At 39.6% G+C, this 19416-nt stretch carries 17 protein-coding genes and 2 pseudogenes; 15 read left to right on the forward strand and 4 right to left on the reverse strand.

All coding sequences use genetic code 11. The features are described from left to right. The first annotated feature begins 36 nt into the window (after positions 1-36). From IGJ00_RS03825 to IGJ00_RS03850, 6 genes and pseudogenes are all read left to right on the forward strand, one after another. Entirely contained in the window at positions 37-1350 is a 1314-nt protein-coding gene (locus tag IGJ00_RS03825; RefSeq protein WP_142433774.1) for a bifunctional folylpolyglutamate synthase/dihydrofolate synthase, read from the forward strand. After that, the gene (locus IGJ00_RS03830; RefSeq protein ID WP_142433773.1) at positions 1340-1993 is read left to right on the forward strand and encodes an HAD family hydrolase; all 654 of its coding nucleotides are present in this window, start codon (positions 1340-1342) and stop codon (positions 1991-1993) included. Before IGJ00_RS03825 ends, IGJ00_RS03830 begins: the two co-directional genes overlap by 11 nt. Positions 1994-2056: 63 nt before the next feature. Continuing rightward, positions 2057-2590, forward strand: a pseudogene (gene radC, locus IGJ00_RS03835) (RadC family protein); the annotation flags it as partial. Positions 2591-3344: 754 nt separating this feature from the next. Further along, the gene (gene ltrA, locus IGJ00_RS03840; protein WP_142433772.1) at positions 3345-5264 is read left to right on the forward strand and encodes a group II intron reverse transcriptase/maturase; all 1920 of its coding nucleotides are present in this window, start codon (positions 3345-3347) and stop codon (positions 5262-5264) included. 105 nt (positions 5265-5369) lie between these two features. Beyond that, a pseudogene (locus IGJ00_RS03845) lies at positions 5370-5525 on the forward strand (JAB domain-containing protein); the annotation flags it as partial. Positions 5526-5674: 149 nt separating this feature from the next. Further along, positions 5675-5875, forward strand: coding sequence for a cold-shock protein (locus tag IGJ00_RS03850; protein ID WP_010736076.1), 201 nt, complete (start codon positions 5675-5677; stop codon positions 5873-5875). A gap of 330 nt (positions 5876-6205) precedes the next feature. Here IGJ00_RS03850 and rnjA read toward each other — a convergent pair whose 3' ends face one another. Further along, positions 6206-7885 (reverse strand): ribonuclease J1, encoded by a 1680-nt coding sequence (rnjA, locus tag IGJ00_RS03855; RefSeq protein WP_010736075.1) that lies wholly within the window; start codon positions 7883-7885, stop codon positions 6206-6208. A 1-nt stretch (position 7886) separates the two neighbouring features. Continuing rightward, on the reverse strand, positions 7887-8099 hold the full coding sequence (locus IGJ00_RS03860; RefSeq protein WP_010736074.1) for a DNA-directed RNA polymerase subunit epsilon: 213 nt from the start codon (positions 8097-8099) through the stop codon (positions 7887-7889). A gap of 384 nt (positions 8100-8483) precedes the next feature. Between IGJ00_RS03860 and efrA the strand changes: the two genes are divergently transcribed. From efrA to IGJ00_RS03875, 3 genes are all read left to right on the forward strand, one after another. Next, a complete protein-coding gene (gene efrA / locus IGJ00_RS03865) occupies positions 8484-10214 on the forward strand; it encodes a multidrug efflux ABC transporter subunit EfrA (protein WP_010736073.1) in 1731 nt (576 codons plus the stop codon). Continuing rightward, positions 10211-11971 carry a multidrug efflux ABC transporter subunit EfrB gene (gene efrB, locus IGJ00_RS03870; protein ID WP_065096102.1) on the forward strand — a complete coding sequence of 587 codons (1761 nt, stop codon included), beginning with the start codon at positions 10211-10213 and terminating at the stop codon, positions 11969-11971. Before efrA ends, efrB begins: the two co-directional genes overlap by 4 nt. Before the next feature lie 73 nt (positions 11972-12044). After that, positions 12045-12539 carry a gamma carbonic anhydrase family protein gene (locus IGJ00_RS03875; protein ID WP_065096103.1) on the forward strand — a complete coding sequence of 165 codons (495 nt, stop codon included), beginning with the start codon at positions 12045-12047 and terminating at the stop codon, positions 12537-12539. 77 nt (positions 12540-12616) lie between these two features. Here IGJ00_RS03875 and clpP read toward each other — a convergent pair whose 3' ends face one another. Next, entirely contained in the window at positions 12617-13210 is a 594-nt protein-coding gene (gene clpP / locus IGJ00_RS03880; protein ID WP_010736070.1) for an ATP-dependent Clp endopeptidase proteolytic subunit ClpP, read from the reverse strand. Between the two features lie 243 nt (positions 13211-13453). On the opposite strand from clpP, the gene IGJ00_RS03885 reads away from it, so the two are divergent. The 6 genes from IGJ00_RS03885 to glnA all read left to right on the forward strand — a co-directional run bounded on the left by IGJ00_RS03885 (position 13454) and on the right by glnA (position 18894). Next, the gene (locus IGJ00_RS03885) at positions 13454-13918 is read left to right on the forward strand and encodes a hypothetical protein (RefSeq protein ID WP_371740687.1); all 465 of its coding nucleotides are present in this window, start codon (positions 13454-13456) and stop codon (positions 13916-13918) included. 134 nt (positions 13919-14052) lie between these two features. After that, positions 14053-14787 (forward strand): glycerophosphodiester phosphodiesterase, encoded by a 735-nt coding sequence (locus IGJ00_RS03890; RefSeq protein ID WP_065096104.1) that lies wholly within the window; start codon positions 14053-14055, stop codon positions 14785-14787. A 7-nt stretch (positions 14788-14794) separates the two neighbouring features. Next, entirely contained in the window at positions 14795-15718 is a 924-nt protein-coding gene (gene miaA / locus IGJ00_RS03895; RefSeq protein WP_438844134.1) for a tRNA (adenosine(37)-N6)-dimethylallyltransferase MiaA, read from the forward strand. After that, positions 15715-16959: a GTPase HflX gene (hflX, locus tag IGJ00_RS03900; RefSeq protein ID WP_071867012.1), complete on the forward strand. Its 1245-nt coding sequence runs from the start codon at positions 15715-15717 to the stop codon at positions 16957-16959. Before miaA ends, hflX begins: the two co-directional genes overlap by 4 nt. 169 nt (positions 16960-17128) lie before the next feature. Next, on the forward strand, positions 17129-17524 hold the full coding sequence (locus IGJ00_RS03905; protein WP_010736065.1) for a MerR family transcriptional regulator: 396 nt from the start codon (positions 17129-17131) through the stop codon (positions 17522-17524). A gap of 29 nt (positions 17525-17553) precedes the next feature. After that, complete coding sequence (glnA, locus tag IGJ00_RS03910) at positions 17554-18894, forward strand: type I glutamate--ammonia ligase (RefSeq protein ID WP_010736064.1); 1341 nt, start codon at positions 17554-17556, stop codon at positions 18892-18894. 175 nt (positions 18895-19069) lie between these two features. Here glnA and IGJ00_RS03915 read toward each other — a convergent pair whose 3' ends face one another. After that, positions 19070-19375, reverse strand: a complete 306-nt coding sequence (locus IGJ00_RS03915; protein WP_071867011.1) for a DUF898 family protein — start codon at positions 19373-19375, stop codon at positions 19070-19072. Positions 19376-19416: the final 41 nt, after the last annotated feature.

The raw sequence follows: 19416 nt of genomic DNA on the forward strand, positions 1-19416 counted from the left end.
TTTTGTTATAATGAAGAGGAATGGGGGGATAGTAACGTGAAAATCGAAGAAGCAATCAATTGGATCCATAGCCGATTACCATTTGGCTCACGTCCTGGATTAGACAGAGTAGAGGCCTTATTAGAGGTAGTCGGACACCCAGAAGAAAAAGTCGAAACGATCCATATTGCAGGGACGAATGGCAAAGGTTCAACAGTGACTTATTTAAGATATTTATTAGAAGAAGCCGGCTTGACAGTCGGAACATTTACCTCCCCATATATCGAATCCTTCAATGAGCGCATTTCGATCAATGGACAAGGCATTCCTGATGAATCATTGATTCGACTAGTAAAGAAATATCAACCGCTAGTTGAGCAGATGGATCAATTTGAAGCAGTAGCTGGCATTACCGAATTTGAAACGTTGACTGCTATGGCATTTGATTATTTCTTGGAAGAACAAGTGGACGTCGCGATCATTGAAGTGGGATTGGGTGGTTTACTCGACTCAACAAACGTAGCGAAACCTTTGTTGACGGGTATCACAACGATTGGTATGGATCATACAGATATTTTGGGCGACACGATCGAAGAAATTGCTGCTCAAAAAGCAGGGATCATCAAACAAAATGTGCCACTGGTCACTGGAAATATCGTACCTGAAGCCTTGGCAGTGATCGAAAAACAAGCAAAATTAAAAAATGCTACACAACACGCATGGGGAGAGGCTTACACAGTCAGTTACAAACATCCGGCAGAAGAGTGGGGCGAAATTTTTTCATTCCAAAATGAGTTTGGCAAAATCCCTAAGTTGACGATCCATATGATCGGGAGACATCAAGTTGAAAATGCGGGTATGGCGATTGAAATGTATCAAATCTATTGTGGAATGATGAATCTTCCATTCCGTGAAAAAGACGTGATCAATGGCTTGAAAAAGGCGCAATGGCCAGGTCGTATGGAACGATTAAGTGAAGAACCCTTAGTGATTTTAGATGGGGCGCATAATACCCATGCGATGGCACGCTTAGTCCAAAATCTTAAACAAGAATTCAAAGGCTATCATGTCCATCTTTTGTTCTCTGCTTTACGAACAAAAGAGGTTGATAAAATGTTACACCAATTACAAGAAGTACCAGATGCAACAATCTACGTCACTACTTTTGATTATCCTAAAGCAATCGAGTTGTCGGATATCCAAGCAACGACTGATGAGAAAGTTACGATTGTTTCAATGTGGCAATTTGGGCTTGCAGAGATCTTGGAGAAGATGACGGCTGAGGATGTTCTTGTAGTGACAGGTTCACTCTATTTTATTTCGGAAGTGCGACGTTTGCTTGTACAGTTGGGAGGAAAAAATGAAAGTTAATGCAGTGATTTTTGATATGGATGGCTTATTATTTGATACAGAGATCGTTTATTATGAGGCATCCCAAACAGTAGCCGATCGGATGGGGTTTCCCTATGACAAAGAGCTTTACTTGCGATTTTTAGGCGTTTCTGATGAAGAAGTTTGGGAGAACTACCATACTATTTTTGCAAGCTTTGGTCGAGAAACTGTCCAAAAATTTATCGACGATTCCTATCAAGAAACGCTTGATCGTTTTGCTTCAGGTCAAGTTGAATTAAAACCAGGTGTTTTAGAATTCTTAAACTTTTTGGAAGAAAAAGATATCCCAAAAGTAGTCGCATCAAGTAATCAGCGACATGTCATTGAACTGTTGCTAGAAAAAAATAATCTACGTCATCGTTTTGATACGATCGTCTCAGCTGAAAATGTCAAACGTGCAAAACCAGATCCAGAAATCTTTTTACATGCCCAGGCGTTTTTAGGTACTGAAAAAGCGGAGACATTGATATTAGAAGATTCACAAAATGGGGTATTAGCAGCGTATGGTGCAGGAATTCCAGTAATCATGGTGCCAGATTTACTAGCGCCTTCTGATGAATTAGCCGCTAAGACAACAGCGATTGTTTCTTCACTTCACGAAGTTCCGGCATTGATCAAATAAAAATAAAATAAATATCCTCCTTTTTCGTATCTTATTTTGAGCGCACGGGAAAGGAGGTTTTTTATGGAAAAAAATTTGCTTCAAACAGTACCCGCTACGTCTCTACCAAGGGAGAGGATGGAGACTTATGGAGAGGATGCGTTATCAGATCAAGAGCTTTTAGCCATTTTGCTTCGGACTGGTCAGCATCCGTATAATGTATTAGAAGTTGCGGGTACGTTATTGAAGAAATTTGGTGGTTTAGCGCTCTTGAGACAAGCAACACTAGCAGAATTAGAAGCGGTTCGTGGGATTGGTCGGGTCAAAGCCTTAGAGATCAAAGCATTGATCGAGCTGGGTCGACGGATACAAGTCGATCAGTTGCGTCAAACGACGACTGTCCATGCGAGTTATGAATTGGCAAAAGAATTGATCCTAGAACTAAAAGATCAAAAACAAGAACATTTAGTTTGCATCTATCTCGATACCAAAAATCAAATCTTACTAAAGAAAACCTTGTTCATCGGGTCATTGGATCAGACAATCGCACATCCACGTGAAGTGTTCCATTACGCAGTCCGCTATTCAGCAGCACGGCTTGTACTTGCTCATAATCATCGTGAGACACGTTCGTAATTGAAAAGATTACGCACGTCCTCTCAGAAATAAGAGAGTCGTGAACTCTTTGCTTGATAGGTGAAATGAAGGAGTAACGTCCTGAAGCGCTTACTCTGATACTCCGACATGCGTCATTTCATATATTGGGAATGAGGTGTGAATCTCGGTGAAGTCGGCTGAAAGATACCGTCTGTTGATTAAAATAGTGAACTGCAACGAAATCTCTCTAGCGGTAGAGGGTGTATCTGATAGGTCGGGAGTCGTTAAACTTGATAAGGTGAGAATGTGGTGAAACACTGACGAACCAGCGAATGAAATATCCATAAGTGGCGAATACCTAGAAATGGGTAAGGCTAACAGTAGGTTAGTTATGTTCCGTGGGCGAGTACCTATGGTGGTTCCGAAAGCTCCATGCACAGTTACAGGCTGTGGAGAGAACATTGGGTAAGAGTTGGCACCTAAGTCAAGACATAAGATAAAGCAAAGGGAACGTGGAAAGCTGTCATCGTGGAGAGAGTATACTCAATGAAGCGATTTTAAGGGGAATCATAAAGAGGAAACTTAAATTTGTGGCAGTGAGAGTGGAGGCACGAGCGAAGAAATTTCTGTAATGGAGATGGAGCAACAGCCTCTAACCGTTAGTTTGATATACTTCAACTCAGTCATAGCAAAGGATTCTGGTATGACTCAAAAGGTCACGTACCTATAAGGAGCGTGATAGACCTTGAAAGAAAGTTTTAAGAAGATCCCTAGAATGAAAAACACACGGTTACGCCATGCGGAATATTATGGTATGACCGAAGTCTTCGATTCAATCTATGAGCGAAGTAATAAGGGCGAAAAATTTAAAAACTTGATGACGATCATCACCTCAACAGATAATATTCTTCTAGCCTATCGAAATATCAAACGTAATAATGGTAGTGCGACACCTGGAATAGATAAGGTGACTATCTACGATATCGAGAAGCTGGATACAGAGGAGTTTGTCAACAAAGTCAGGAAACGTTTCACTCATTACAATCCTCGAAAAGTAAAACGAGTAGAGATTCCCAAGCCGAATGGGAAAACCAGACCACTAGGAATCCCATCAATGTGGGATAGAGTCGCACAACAATGTATCCTACAAGTCCTTGAACCAATCTGTGAACCAAAGTTTTATAAACACAGCTTTGGCTTTCGACCAAACCGTTCAGCAGAAAACGCTGTTTCTACAGCGGCGGGGCGAATTAATCGAGCAAAAATGCAATATGTAGTCGATGTAGACATCAAAGGATTCTTCGATGAAGTCGATCATACAAAATTATTGCGACAGATATGGACATTGGGAATACAAGACAAACAACTACTCGTGATTTTGCGTAAAATGTTAAAAGCACCTATCCAAATGCCTAATGGAGAAACGATCTATCCAACGAAAGGGACACCACAAGGCGGGATTCTTTCCCCGTTGTTGGCAAACATCAATTTGAATGAATTTGATTGGTGGATCGCGAAACAATGGGAAAGTTTCAAGTGTGAAAACATTAATGACTATTACAACGAAAAGGCTGAAAGATGGAATCACCAACATAGATATAAACGGTTGAGAAAAACGTCAACACTAAAAGAAATGTATATAGTCCGTTACGCAGATGACTTTAAAATCTTTACAACTACAAGAGCAAATGCTGAAAAGATTTTTACAGCAAGCAAAATGTGGTTGGAAGAACGGCTAAAACTACCTATCTCTCCAGAAAAATCAAAGATTACAAATCTGAAAAAGAAAAGTAGTGAGTTTCTTGGATTTGAATTGAAAATGGAACGTAAAGGATACGACAGAATGGGACGTAAGAATTATGTTTGCCAATCCCATATTTGTGATAAAGCCAAAAAGAGGATCAAGAAACAGCTCAAAGATCAGATAAAATTGATACAAAAAGCACCAAACGGCAATGATGTTACCCGTCACCTAAACATTTACAATAGTATGGTTATCGGGATTCACAATTATTATCAAATCGCAACACAAGTCAATGCCGATTTGATGCCGATCCAGTATCAATTAACCCAAGTTGAGAAGCACAGATTTAAATACTTGGGAATAAAGAAGACATCAAAATATAAAACTCGTGATAAAGGTATTCGACCGTATCTAAAATCGAAAATGACAAGGTATATTAACGATATACCGATTATACCGATTGGTTTTATAAAGACGAGAACGGCTTTAATGAAGCACAACGGTGTGTGTAAGTATACAGAAGAAGGTAGAAAACTGATTCATAAAAAGCTTCAAGTAGTTTCAGTGCAAGCACTTCAATGGCTTAGAAGCCATCCAGTGATTGGCGAACGAGCAACAATTGAGTTTAACGATAATCGTATTTCTCTATTTGTGACCCAACAAGGAAAATGTGCGGTTACAGGTGAAGAACTGGATGTCATACAAATGCACTGTCACCATAAAATCCCATGGATCAAATCAAAAGATGACCGATACTCTAATCTCGTTTTGATTAGCGATACCATTCATCGATTGATTCACGCAACACGTGAAGACACACTTCTATCTTATTTGCAAGACCTTAACTTGTCGGATTCGGAATTAGAGAAAGTCAATAAATTGCGAGTAGCAGTAGGAAACACAAAAATTTCATTCAGTAATCAATTTAAAACCGGACTGAGACAAACATGAAGTAATGAACTAACGGGGGAACGCCGTGTACGGTGAAAGTCGTACGCACGGTGTGAAGTGGGGGAAAAACTGGCGATAACATCAAAGGTTTACCTATCGCTATCCAGCGGCAACGTTCTTCCGTCCAAGCAAGACATGCGATTGACACGACGCATTCAGGAATGTGGAGAGATGATGGGGATCGAAGTTCTTGACCATCTGATTATTGGCAGCAAACAATACTTTAGTTTGCGTGAAGAAGGATTAATGGAAAAAGAATGATGTAGCTTTCTTGCAAAAAAAAACAACCAAGTGTACAATTATAATGTAATTTTGTTTGGGAATAGAAGTTGAAACATCTGTTGCACCTCTATCGTACACGAGCAATGTTACAATCAAATAAGTGCTTTGGCACGAGGAGGGTATTATTAATGGAAAACGGAACAGTTAAATGGTTCAACGCTGAAAAAGGATTTGGTTTTATCTCACGTGAAGATGGAAGCGACGTATTCGTACATTTTTCAGCAATCCAAGGTGACGGATTCAAAACATTAGAAGAAGGTCAAGCAGTTACTTTTGACGTAGAAGATTCAGATCGTGGCCCACAAGCTACAAACGTTGAAAAAGCGTAATCTATACGAAAATATACTGTTATGAGGCTTGCTTTGTCATGGAGCGAACCAAATAATTGATGACAGAGGTCGAAACCAACGTGTTTCCCTCGAAAAATAAGACGAGACCCACAAAAATTGTTCTTTCACATTTTTGTGGGTCTCGCTTTTTTTTTATAAAAAAACGGGAGTAGGACATTAGTTCTCACCACCTAAAATCGAATAAACGGTGGTAACAGAAGAACCTCTTCGATAAACAAGGCGCCATCCACAAAAAATTGAAGAACAATTTTCGTGGATGGCGCCTTGTTTATCGAGGCTGAACACTTATGTCGCAACCTCGGTTTTAAGTTAGTTTTGATCCGGTGTCATCACCATAGGGATGATCATTGGATGTCTTTCTGTACGATCGAACAAGTAAGGTTGTAATGCACCGACCATCGCTTCTTTTAATTTATGCTCCGAACAGTCGGGGGCATTTAGCACATCACGCAATGCGTGGAACAAAATACGTTGTGCTTCATTGATCATATCCCCTGATTCACGCATATAGACGAAGCCACGAGAAAGGATATCTGGTCCAGCTAGAATCTCTTTTTTCTTGATATCGACAGTTGTCACTGCAAGAACGAGTCCTTCTTCTGAAAGTAAATGACGATCTCGTAAAACAACATTCCCGATATCACCGATTCCACTGCCATCGATATAGACATCGCCAGCGACGAATTTTCCAGCTAAACGAGCAGAATCACTTGTCAATGCTAATACATCACCGTTTTCCATGATAAAACAATTCTCAGCTGGTACACCTGTGTCTTGTGCAAGAGAGGCATGGATCTTCAGCATCCGAAACTCACCATGCACCGGTACAAAATATTTTGGCTTCATCAAGCGAAGCATCAATTTTTGTTCTTCTTGACCACCGTGGCCAGATGTGTGGATATTATTGATTTTTCCATGGATCACTTCAGCGCCAGCTTCAGACAACAAGTTGATCAAATGGTTCACACTTGTTGTATTCCCTGGGATCGGTGAGCTAGAAAAAATCACTGTATCATCTGGCTGGATTTGGATTTGACGATGGGTACCATTCGCAATGCGGCTCAATGCAGCCATTGGTTCACCTTGCGAACCTGTACATAGGATCATTGTTTCATTTGCAGGCAAACGATTGATTTCATGCGCATCGACAAAGGTACCGTCAGGCACTTTGATGTAGCCGAGACGTTGTCCGTTGACGATCGCATTTTCCATACTACGCCCGAAAACAGCAATTTTTCTACCTGTTGCTACAGCGGCTTCCGCTGCTTGTTGTAGACGGAAGATATTAGAAGCAAAGCTGGCAAAAATGATCCGACCTTCGATTTTCTCAAATATTTTCAAAATAGAAAGGCCAATCGTTTTTTCTGATTTCGTAAACGTTGGAATCTCTGCATTGGTACTATCTGAAAGGAGGCAAAGAACGCCTTCTTCTCCGATACGAGCCATTTTATGCAAATTTGCTGGTTCTCCTACAGGTGTAAAATCGAACTTGAAATCTCCAGTAGCCACGATGTTACCAGAAGGTGTTTTGACAACCACACCTAAAGCATCCGGAATACTATGGGTCGTTCGGAAAAAGCTGACGGATGTTTTTCTGAAACGGATCACAGTGTCTTCATTGATTTCATTTAGCACAGCGTCACGAAGTAAGCCATGTTCGTCCAGTTTATTTGTGATCAAAGCTAAAGCTAGAGGGCCAGCGTAGATCGGGATATTTGCTTGCTTTAATAAGTAAGGTATCCCACCAATATGGTCTTCGTGTCCATGAGTGATTACTAATGCTTTGATTTTGTGTATGTTTTGTACGATATAGTTGTAATCAGGAATGACGTAGTCAATGCCAAGCAGTTCATCTTCTGGAAACTTGATTCCAGCGTCGATGATAATGATTTCATCTTGGAATTGTACCCCATACGTATTTTTCCCGATTTCACCTAATCCACCAATCGCAAAGACGCCTGTCTCATTATTTTTGATGGAAAGTTTCATCTTAAAACTCCACTAATGTGAATGCTGGGTTTTCTTTTTCGTATTCTAGATGGTTACCTTCTAGAAGTTGTACGAATTCGATATTGTATGGGGTATTTTCTTCCACTCGTTGGCGTGCTTCAACATCGCTGTTTGCTTCGATGTATAGCGATTGTGTTTCTTCACGTTTTGGGTTACGGATTTTTGACTCTTGATAATAAACTTTGTAAATCATGGTTTATGTCTCCTTTATCTGCTTAAAGCAGTAATTTAGCGTATTTTTTGGACAACACAAAACGAGGGGACAAGCCACCTGTGTTTTTTTATACTTTAAGAAAAATACTTGATTCTCCTTAAAGAGACAAGCCTCGCATTTGCTTATCCAATTGGAATATTTTTTACTCGGATCCTCTGTATGAAACATACAATAGTTAATTGCTATTCTAGCATAAATCAAGAGATAAGTATAGAAAACGGTCACTGTAAAATGAAAAAACGTACGAAGAGAAAATATTTTTCAGAAAAATTTCTTTTTAAAAAATGTAGTGTTCTATAAAGTAGTAGATTGTGCTACTATTGAAAGTAATGGCAAGATAGAATATTTAAAGGAGATGATAAAGTGAAGTTAATGTGGCATTACACCATGCGCTACAAAAAATATTTGGTGTTGAATTTTATTTGTGTGTTCGGTTTTATTCTGATCGAACTAGGTCTACCAACTATTTTAGCACGCATGATCGATGTTGGAATCCTCAACGATGATTTTGACTATGTGAAACAACAAGGACTATTGATGATCGTGATCACTGTGATCGGGATTATAATGAATATATTTTTAGGTTATTTTGGGTCAAGGATCACGACGAATATCGTTGCAGACATTCGTGATGATCTGTTCAAACATATCCAAACGTATTCACATCAAGAATATGAAACACTAGGCGTATCATCATTGATCACTCGTACGACCAATGATGCGTATCAAATCATGTTGTTTCTACAAAATATTTTAAGAATCGGTTTTATGGCACCGATGATGTTTGTTGTTAGTTTGTATATGGTTATGCGAACAAGTCCATCTCTTGGTTTATACGTGATTGGTGCATTGCCATTCTTATTATTAGCTGTTGTTGGGATTGCTAAATTTTCTGAACCTTTATCAAAAATCCAACAAAAGAATTTAGATAGAATCAATAGTATCTTACGTGAAAACCTATCAGGTCTACGCGTTATCCGCGCGTTTGTAAATGAAAAATTCGAAGAAAAAAGATTTGAAAAAGTCAACGAGAACTATGCTTCAAGTTCTAAAAGTCTCTTTCGCTTAATGGCAGTTGCCCAACCTGGCTTTTTCTTTTTATTCAATATCGTGATGATTTTGATTATTTGGAGTGGTACGCTACAAATTGCAGATGGACAGTTGCAAGTAGGGAATCTAATTGCTTTTATTGAATATATTTTCCACGCGTTGTTTTCATTTATGTTGTTTGCGAGTGTGTTTATGATGTATCCGCGCGCAGCAGTCTCTGCTAGTCGTATCCAAGAAGCTTTAAATGCTACTCCTGCTATTGTTGAAGATCCAAATGGCATAGCGGAAACAAAAACGAAAGGCTACATTGAATTTAAAAATGTGACCTTCGCGTACCCTGGACATTCGCAAGAACCAGTGATCCGTAACGTCAGCTTTACTGCTTCACCTGGTGAAACAGTGGCATTTATCGGTAGTACAGGTAGTGGGAAGTCTACATTGATCCAATTGATTCCACGTTTTTATGATGTTACTCATGGAGAGATCCTGATTGACGGTGTAGATGTGCGTAAGTACAAGTTGAGTAAACTAAGACAAAAAATCGGGTTTATTCCACAGAAAGCACTATTGTTTACTGGGACGATCGCTGAAAACTTGAGATACGGAAAAGAAGATGCAACGCAAGAGGAAATGGAACGTGCGGCTGATATTGCGCAGGCGACTGATTTTATTTCTAAAAAAGCGGACGGTTATGATGAACATCTTTCTGAAGGTGGCGCAAACTTCTCAGGTGGGCAGAAACAAAGGTTAGCCATTGCTCGGGCAATCATCCGCCGACCAGAAATCTATATTTTCGATGATAGTTTTTCAGCACTTGATTATCAAACGGATGCAAAACTTCGTGCAAGATTGAAAAAAGAAACAACTGAATCAACCGTATTGATTGTTGCCCAACGTGTGGGTACGATCATGCACGCCGATAAGATCATCGTATTAAATGAAGGAGAAGTAGTAGGTATGGGCACACATCGTGAACTACTAGAAAATTGTCCGATTTATTACGACATTGCCGCTTCTCAATTATCGAAGGAGGAACTAGCATGAAAAAAACCTTCGCTTCTTTTAAACGTTTAGCTCGCTATATCCGTCCTTACCGATTGACGTTTATCTTAGTGCTACTATTTACATTTTTAACGGTGGCTTTCAATGCGGCATTGCCTTATGTCGTCGGGCTTCCAACAACAGAAATCAGCAAAAATCTAGTGAATAATGAGGCAATCAATTTTTCTTATATCATCAACTGTTTGATTTGGATCGCGGTGGTTGGTACAGGTTATAGTATTTCTCAATTGCTTTCTGGGGTATTGATGACAAATGTTGTTCAGAGTGCCATGAAAGACTTGCGTAGAGATATTGAAGAAAAAATCAATCGTTTGCCGGTTTCTTATTTCGATAAAAATCAACAAGGAAATATTTTATCTCGTGTAACGAATGATGTAGATGCAGTTAGTGGTGCCTTGCAACAAGCCTTTATCGGTATTGTCAATGCTATTTTGGGCATCACGATGGCAGCAGCGATGATGTTTTATATCCAACCGGTCATGGCGTTGATTTCAATGATCATGATTCCAGCGTCAATTTGGATATCTAAACGAGTGATCAATGCTTCTCAAAAATATTTCCAAGAAATGCAAAATTCTTTAGGTGAATTAAATGGCTATGTTCAGGAAAACATGACTGGATTCAGTGTGTTAAAAGTATACGGTCGTGAGAAAGAAACATTTGAAGGATTTCATAAGGTCAACCATAGCTTGAAACATTTTGGGTTTCGAGCAGCCTTTATTTCTGGATTGATGATGCCGTTAGTACAATTAACTGCCTACGCTACGTATATCGGTATGGCAGTTTTGGGAAGCTTTTATGTAATTTCTGGAGTCATTGTGGTTGGGCAATTACAAGCCTTTATCCAATATATTTGGCAAATCAGCCAACCAATGGGTAATGTGACGCAATTATCTTCCGTATTGCAAAGTGCATCCGCAGCCACGAAACGGGTATTTGAGATTTTAGATGAACCTGAGGAAAAAGAAAATCAGACCGATGTTCCTTTGCCAGAAACGATCCATGGAAATGTTTCGTTTGAACATGTCGATTTTGCTTATGATCCGAAGAAACCTTTGATCCAAGACTTGAACTTTGAAGTGAAAGCTGGACAAATGGTGGCAGTTGTCGGACCGACGGGCGCTGGGAAAACAACATTGATCAACTTATTGATGCGTTTTTATGATGTGACGCATGGCGCGATCAAAATTGATGGTATTGATACGAAAGCGATGAGCCGAAGTGATGTTCGTTCCATGTTTGGGATGGTACTGCAAGATGCCTGGTTGTACGAAGGAACGATTGCCGACAACATTCGTTTTGGTAAATTAGATGCAACAGATTATGAGATCGTTGATGCAGCGAAAACAGCGAATGTCGATCATTTTATCCGAACGATGCCTGATGGTTATGAAATGGAGATCAATTCAGAAGGAGATAATGTCTCGTTGGGACAAAAACAATTGCTGACGATTGCTCGTGCGGTTGTTTCCGATCCGAAGATATTGATTCTGGATGAGGCGACTAGTTCCGTTGATACGAGACTTGAAGCGTTGATCCAAAAAGCAATGGATAAAGTGATGGAAGGACGAACGAGTTTTGTGATCGCTCACCGTCTATCAACGATCCGTGAAGCCGATCTGATCTTAGTGATGGATCAAGGTCAAATCATTGAAAAAGGAACACATGAAAGTTTATTAGCAAAAGGCGGTTTCTATGAGAAACTTTATAACAGCCAATTTGCTGAAGCAGCGGAATAATGAAAAGCGGGTTTCTAGGGGCGAACAGCCTTCTAGGACCTTTTTTCTTCAATAAATGAAAAGAGGGAAAAAGATGGCAAGGTTTATAGCAGATAATGCAACGGTTATCGGTGATGTAGAATTAGGAGAAGATGTCACAGTTTGGTACCAAGCAGTGGTTCGTGGCGACAGCAATTGGATCAAGATCGGTAAAGGAACCAATATACAAGACGGAACAATCATACACGTTGATCATGATGCACCAGTTGAGATCGCTGAAAATGTCACAGTCGGACACCAATGTATGCTGCATGGTTGTAAAATCGAAAAGGGTGCGTTGATCGGTATGGGAGCGACTGTTTTGAACCATGCAGTCATCGGTGAGAATAGTTTGATCGGAGCAGGCTCACTTGTGACAGAAGGAAAAATCATCCCACCGAATGTTTTAGCTTTTGGTCGACCAGCCAAGGTAATCCGTCCGTTAACAGAAGAAGAAATCCAAAAAAATAAACAGAATATCACACATTATATCGAAATGGGACAAAAACATGCAGATGGATTCTTCAAAGAATGGCAACAATCGTTTTAACACATGTTTTTACAGCAAAAAAAGAAGGTCTGTCATCCAAGGATGAAGGCCTTCTTTTTTTGATCTTGATAGGTTGATTAGCTTAATGAAGCACTGTTTTCCATGACTTCATCGATCAAGCCATATGCTTTGGCTTGTTCAGCAGTCATATAGTTGTCACGATCTGTGTCTTTTTCAATCACTTCGATTGGTTGACCAGTACGTTCCGCTAAGATTTTATTCAAACGTTCGCGGGTTTGTAAGATATGACGTGCAGCGATTTCGATTTCTGTTGCTTGTCCTTGTGCGCCACCAAGTGGTTGGTGGATCATGATTTCAGCATTTGGTAAAGCAAATCGTTTTCCTTTTGTTCCGGCAGTCAATAAGAAACTTCCCATTGAAGCAGCCATCCCCATAACGATTGTTTGGACATCTGCTTTGACAAAATTCATTGTGTCATAGATGGCCATTCCAGCAGTCACAGAACCACCAGGTGAGTTGATATAGATGTAAATGTCTTTTTCAGAATCCTGTGCATCTAGAAATAGCAATTGTGCGATGATTGAGTTTGCTAGATCATCTGTTACTTGTCCACTCAACATGATGATGCGGTCTTTCAATAAACGTGAGTAAATATCGTAGGCTCTTTCCCCACGTGAGGATTGTTCAATAACTGTAGGAATTAAATTCATAATAAGGTTCCTCCTTGATTTGTTTAGAAATAGTGTAACATAAATTGATTTTGATTACCTACAAAGTAGTATACATTTTTGGTCAATAAAGGTCAAATGAAAAAACTTTCCGAGAGCTAGTCTCATAAAGTGAGTTTATGTTATGATAAAAAAGAAATCAATAAGAAGGAGGAACCGTAATTGGTAATTGCTATCACAGGTTTTATCGGTGTATTAGTAGGAGCAATCTTAGTCTACTTAGGGATGGCGATCCAAATGCGTCATCTTGAGAATAAAGAGCAACGTAGACGCGAATTGGAACTGAAAGTCAAAGAAATCGAAACATTGAATCAACTAAATAAAAAAATCAATGAGATTCTCCAAAAGCGTGCGAGCTTGTTGGAAGAATATGTCAGCTTTGATGCTTTTGACGATTGTTATATCACAATCGATGACTTTGCGTATTTGCAATCATTTTCTGCACAAAATAATTTTTATTTACCAAATTATATTTTAGATGAATTATTCCAAAATATCGCTCATCGCAAAGTGATTCTTTCACCGGATGAAACGATGAAGATCGGCGGCTATGCTTACAAAGGTGGGCGTGTCATTTTGGAAAATTTCACAGATAATTTGACCGCAATGATCAATGAGAAAAAATCCCAGTTGAAAAATACAACGAGACAACCAATCGGCTTTTTCTCAAAAGATGATGTGTGGAGCTAAACAAAACATATTGTTTACTCAATGATATGAGAAACTAAACATTTTGATAAAGTAAAAGTTTGGGCACTTACAATGAGTCCAAGCTTTTTCTTTTTTGTTCCTGTGGTAAAATAGGGATGATCGGAGTGAGGACTATGGTACAGATTTATGCACATCGAGGAAGTAAAGGAACCCATCCGGAAAATACATTGCCCGCCTTTTCTGAAGCAGTAAGAGTGGGGGCGGATGGGATCGAGCTAGATGTCCATCTTAGTAAGGACGGTCAACTGATTGTTATCCATGATGAAACCGTTGATCGAACAACCAATGGCAAAGGCCTTGTTCGAGAAAAGACTCTCGAAGAGCTGAAAAAATTGAATGCAGGCAGTTGGTTTAGTAAAGATTTCCCAGCAGCGAAAATCCCTGCGCTAAAAGAAGTACTCTCGCTACTTCTCCAAAAAAATTATCGAGGAACATTGATGATCGAAATCAAAACGGACAAGTATGAGTATGAAGGGATCGAAGCACAAGTATCTGAACTTATGACAAAAAATGAGTGGCCGTTTCGTCATGCTTATTGTAGTTTCAACCTTCGTTCATTAGAACGTTTATCCGTCATCGAACCAGAGGCACAATTGGATCTTTTAATGAGTGATTCAATGAAAAAATTAGATCTAGCTAAGACCTTACCTTTTATTGAAGGTCTTCACCCTAAAGCAACTTGGGCATTTGCGCATCCTCGGGAAATACAGGAGTTTCCAAAGCGTATTCGTCTTTGGACAGTCAATACGACAGAAGAGCTTGAAAGAGGATTAAAGGAACCTGTGGATGCACTCATCACAGACTTTCCTGAACGTGCTTGGTATGTTAAACAATTAATGAAAAAGTAGGAGTCATATGGAAAAAGTATTAGTGATCGTAGGACCCACAGCAGTTGGTAAAACAGCGTTAAGTGTGACACTTGCCCAAAAATTCAACGGCGAGATCATCAGTGGAGATTCCTTACAAATTTATAAACATCTGGATATCGGTACGGCAAAAATCAAGCCAACTGAAAAGATGGGGATCCCTCATCATTTGATTGATGTGATCGAGCCAGACCAGCAGTATTCGGCAGCGGATTTTCAACAGGCAGGTCGCAAGTTGATCAAGGAAATCACCGAAAGAGGACATTTGCCGATCATCGTTGGTGGCACCGGTTTATATATTCAATCGTTATTGTACGATTTTCAATTAGGAGCAAATGAAGAAACGGATGCTACTGTTCGAGAGAAATATGAAAAAATGGCTGAAGAACTAGGAAAAGAAAAACTTTGGGCTTATTTGAATGAACGCGATCCGCTTGCAGCGGGGAAAATCCATTGGAATAATCAGCGAAAAGTGATTCGCGCATTAGAAGTATTTGAGACAACAGGCTATAGTATCATGGCACCGAAAGATAGACCTGAGTGCTTGTATGATTATTATATGATCGGTCTGGATACGGAGCGTGAGTTCCTTTATAGTAGAATCAACCAACGAGTGGATCAAATGCTCACAGAGGGATTGATTGCAGAAGCAAGAAAGGTCTATGAATTAGGGGCGGTTCAAGCCAGTCAAGGGATCGGCTATAAAGAATTCTTTCCTTATTTTGAAGAAAACATCACTCTAGATGAGGCAGTCGAACAAATCAAATTGAACTCTCGGCGCTATGCCAAACGACAACTGACTTGGTTTCGTAATCGCTTGACGGCACATTGGTTCGATCTCTTGAAAAAACCGACAGATCTAGCAGAGATCGAAAATGCCATCGAAGGTTGGCTGAAAGAGGTGAGGACATGAGAGAAGCAAAAGAAAAAGTAATCATTGTTGGTGTGGAAACGGAAGAAAATCAGCGATATTTTGCTGAATCAATGAAAGAATTGGAACAATTGATCGATACAGCAGCTGGTGAAGTCGTATATAGACTCACGCAAAAACGACCGCAAGTGGATCGTCAAACGTTGATCGGTAAAGGAAAGCTTCAAGAATTGACTCAATTAGCAGATGCTTATGAGGCAGATCTTGTCATATTCAACCACGAATTGACTCCGCGTCAAAGTCAGCTGATTACCGATGCGGTAGGGGCGCCGGTCATTGATCGAGTCCAATTGATCTTGGATATCTTTGCGATGCGTGCGCGATCTAAAGAAGGGAAACTGCAAGTCGAATTGGCGCAATTGCAATACCTACTACCTCGTCTCGCTGGACAAGGTGAGTCGCTTTCTCGTCTTGGTGGTGGGATCGGTACAAGGGGACCAGGAGAAACGAAACTGGAAACGGATCGTCGGCATATCCGTAACAAGATCTTAGGCGTAAAAAGAGAGCTAAAAGCAGTGGAGGCCCATCGAGAACGTAATCGGCAAAAAAGACAAAGTAGCGAAGTGTTTCAAATTGGTTTGATCGGTTACACGAATGCGGGTAAATCAACAATCCTTAATTTATTGACGCAAGCTGAATCATATGCGAAAGATCAACTATTTGCCACCCTTGATCCGCTGACGAAAAAATGGCGTTTTGCGGAAGGATTCGAATTGACTGTAACGGATACCGTTGGTTTTATCCAAGATCTGCCCACCCAGTTGATTGATGCGTTCCATTCAACCCTTGAAGAAAGTCAAGGGATGGATCTCTTGCTCCATGTTGTCGATGCAAGTTCTTCTGATCGAATCTTGCAAGAACAAACGGTTTTAAAGTTGATGGATGAGTTAGATATGAAAGAAATGCCTGTATTGACTGTGTATAATAAATCAGACCAGATCGATACAGCAGGGTTTACACCGACTTTATTTCCGAATGTCTTGATTTCTGCTCAGACACAAGAGGGGAAAGAACGCTTGATCGAGGCCATCAAACGGCAGTTGATGGAGTTGATGCTTCCTTATACGAAACTTGTGCCGAGTGACCAAGGACAAACATTAAGTGAGTTGAGACGGCAGACACTTGTATTAGATGAACACTTCATTGAAGAACAAAATAGCTATGAAGTACGTGGGTTTGCGAATAAAAATTCAAAATGGCTAAAAAAAGATGAGTTATTTTAAAAATGAAATAATAAGAAAATACGAGCTTGATCGACTTCATTTAGAAGTGGATCAAGTTTTTTTATAAAAAAAATCGTTCCTTATGTAAGGAAACCTAACATGAGAGGTTGACAGTCTTTTTTGTGATTGGTATACTTTATTCAATTGATAGGACGAAAGGAGACGTCAGATGGGAGAAAAGGAATTACGTCGTTCAATGTCAGTATTTCCAATTGGTACAGTTATGAAACTAACAGACTTGACTGCTCGACAAATCAGGTATTATGAAGAACAGGAATTTGTTCACCCTGAGAGAAGTGAAGGGAATCGACGCATGTATTCACTGAATGATATCGATATTTTATTAGAGATCAAAGACTATCTTTCAGAAGGATTGAATATGGCTGGAATCAAACGGGTCTATGAAATGGCACAGGCGAAAAAACAAGAAGAAAAAAGTAAAAAACCGCTGACCGATCACGACGTTCGTCAAATTTTCCGTGATGAGATATTAGCTCAAGGCGGGTTAGCCAAAACAGGACATTATCAGTCACAAGGCTTGCAACAACGTCAATACTTTGACTGAATGAAATAAAAAAAAGAAAGAGGGATACCATGGTAAAGAAACAAATCACAGGCGAAGAGATTAAACGAATCATTGAGGATGAGAACGTACGCTTTTTACGTTTGATGTTTACAGATATATTAGGAACAATCAAAAATGTTGAAGTTCCAGTGAGTCAAATCGACAAAGTACTTGAGAATAAAATGATGTTTGATGGTTCTTCGATTGAAGGATTTGTCAGAATCGAAGAAAGTGATATGTACTTGTATCCTGATCTTTCTACTTGGATGATTTTCCCATGGGAAAGCGACCACGGCAAAGTGGCGCGCCTGATTTGTGATATTTATAATCCGGACGGTACTCCGTTTGCTGGTGACCCTCGTGGCAATCTGAAACGTTCATTAAATGATATGAAAAAACTTGGCTTTACCTCATTTAATTTAGGACCTGAACCAGAATTCTTCTTGTTCAAATTAGATGAAGATGGTGGCATCACAACGACGTTGAATGACAAAGGTGGTTACTTCGATTTTGCACCAACGGATCTAGGCGAAAATTGCCGTCGAGATATCGTATTGGAATTAGAAAGCTTAGGCTTTGAAGTGGAGGCTTCTCACCATGAAGTGGCTCCTGGACAACACGAGATCGACTTCAAATATGCGGATGTCGTTGATGCTTGTGACAATATCCAAACGTTTAAATTAGTCGTGAAAACCATCGCTCGTAAACATGGCTTGCATGCGACTTTCATGCCAAAACCATTATTCGGGATCAACGGTTCTGGCATGCACTGCAATATGTCTCTATTCAATGAAGATGGAAATGCCTTTTACGATAAAGACGGAGATTTAGAATTAAGTCAAACTGCGTATCATTTCTTAGGTGGCTTATTGAAACATGCGCGCGCGTATACGGCAGTCTGCAATCCAACGGTCAACTCTTATAAACGTTTAGTTCCAGGCTACGAAGCACCTGTTTATGTGGCATGGAGTGGACGTAATCGTTCGCCATTGGTACGTGTACCGGAATCTCGTGGTTTATCCACTCGTTTAGAATTACGTTCTGTCGATCCAGCAGCGAACCCATACCTAGCAATGGCTGTTTTATTACAAGCAGGTTTAGATGGTATCCGAAATGAATTGACACCACCACCGGCTGTTGATCGTAACATCTACGTGATGAACGAAGAAGAACGTGAAGAAGCACAAATCCAAGATCTGCCATCAACGATCCACAATGCCATCAAAGAATTACGCAAAGACAAAGTGATGATCGATGCGTTAGGCAATCATATCTTTGCAAACTTTGTGGAGGCAAAACGTCTGGAATGGGCTGCCTTTAGACAAACCGTTTCTGAATGGGAAAGAGAACAATATTTAGAGCTTTATTGATCTAGTCTGTAGAAAATAATAAAAAATGTAAAATGCCGAATCTATGGAGTAACCATCCATGATTCGGCATTTTTTTATCTACGGAATATGCATTTCTTGTAAGTATATTAATTAGTTTTGCGATGAATTTTAAGGAACTGATTTACTGCTATTTATTTAATATCATATGTAAACATCAATCGATTGTATGTGTGTGTTTCACTCGCCATTGTTCTAATTTAATAGTTAACCAGAAACCATATATTCCTAAAGTAATGAGAGTGAGTAATAACCATTTGATCCAATGACCAAATAATTGCATTGCTGTACCATCGAAATAGAGTCTTTTTCCGTTGATTACAGTATGTTTGATTTTCCAATTATACAAAAAACAAAATCCCCAAGGTGCGCAGATACCTAACGTTAATATGGTGATAAGTGAAGCTAAAATCGATGTACCAATGTAAGTAGCAAGTCCACCATCAAAATAAGATTCTTTCATAAATATTCCTCTTTTCTGGATATATTTTTTAATTCAATATT

This window comes from Enterococcus sp. AZ062, assembly GCF_051715065.1.
In the GTDB taxonomy this organism is placed as follows: Bacteria; Bacillota; Bacilli; order Lactobacillales; family Enterococcaceae; genus Enterococcus_B; species Enterococcus_B mundtii.

What these genes read in the sequence shown, in the direction of transcription:
- IGJ00_RS03830 (WP_142433773.1), top strand. Translation starts at nt 1,340, where the DNA reads ATGAAAGTTAATGCAGTGATTTTTGATATGGATGGCTTATTATTTGAT.
- ltrA (WP_142433772.1), top strand. Translation starts at nt 3,345, where the DNA reads ATGAAAAACACACGGTTACGCCATGCGGAATATTATGGTATGACCGAA.
- IGJ00_RS03850 (WP_010736076.1), top strand. Translation starts at nt 5,675, where the DNA reads ATGGAAAACGGAACAGTTAAATGGTTCAACGCTGAAAAAGGATTTGGT.
- rnjA (WP_010736075.1), bottom strand. Translation starts at nt 7,885, where the DNA reads ATGAAACTTTCCATCAAAAATAATGAGACAGGCGTCTTTGCGATTGGT.
- IGJ00_RS03860 (WP_010736074.1), bottom strand. Translation starts at nt 8,099, where the DNA reads ATGATTTACAAAGTTTATTATCAAGAGTCAAAAATCCGTAACCCAAAA.
- efrB (WP_065096102.1), top strand. Translation starts at nt 10,211, where the DNA reads ATGAAAAAAACCTTCGCTTCTTTTAAACGTTTAGCTCGCTATATCCGT.
- IGJ00_RS03875 (WP_065096103.1), top strand. Translation starts at nt 12,045, where the DNA reads ATGGCAAGGTTTATAGCAGATAATGCAACGGTTATCGGTGATGTAGAA.
- clpP (WP_010736070.1), bottom strand. Translation starts at nt 13,210, where the DNA reads ATGAATTTAATTCCTACAGTTATTGAACAATCCTCACGTGGGGAAAGA.
- IGJ00_RS03885 (WP_371740687.1), top strand. Translation starts at nt 13,454, where the DNA reads ATGGCGATCCAAATGCGTCATCTTGAGAATAAAGAGCAACGTAGACGC.
- IGJ00_RS03890 (WP_065096104.1), top strand. Translation starts at nt 14,053, where the DNA reads ATGGTACAGATTTATGCACATCGAGGAAGTAAAGGAACCCATCCGGAA.
- miaA (WP_438844134.1), top strand. Translation starts at nt 14,795, where the DNA reads ATGGAAAAAGTATTAGTGATCGTAGGACCCACAGCAGTTGGTAAAACA.
- hflX (WP_071867012.1), top strand. Translation starts at nt 15,715, where the DNA reads ATGAGAGAAGCAAAAGAAAAAGTAATCATTGTTGGTGTGGAAACGGAA.
- IGJ00_RS03905 (WP_010736065.1), top strand. Translation starts at nt 17,129, where the DNA reads ATGGGAGAAAAGGAATTACGTCGTTCAATGTCAGTATTTCCAATTGGT.
- glnA (WP_010736064.1), top strand. Translation starts at nt 17,554, where the DNA reads ATGGTAAAGAAACAAATCACAGGCGAAGAGATTAAACGAATCATTGAG.
- IGJ00_RS03915 (WP_071867011.1), bottom strand. Translation starts at nt 19,375, where the DNA reads ATGAAAGAATCTTATTTTGATGGTGGACTTGCTACTTACATTGGTACA.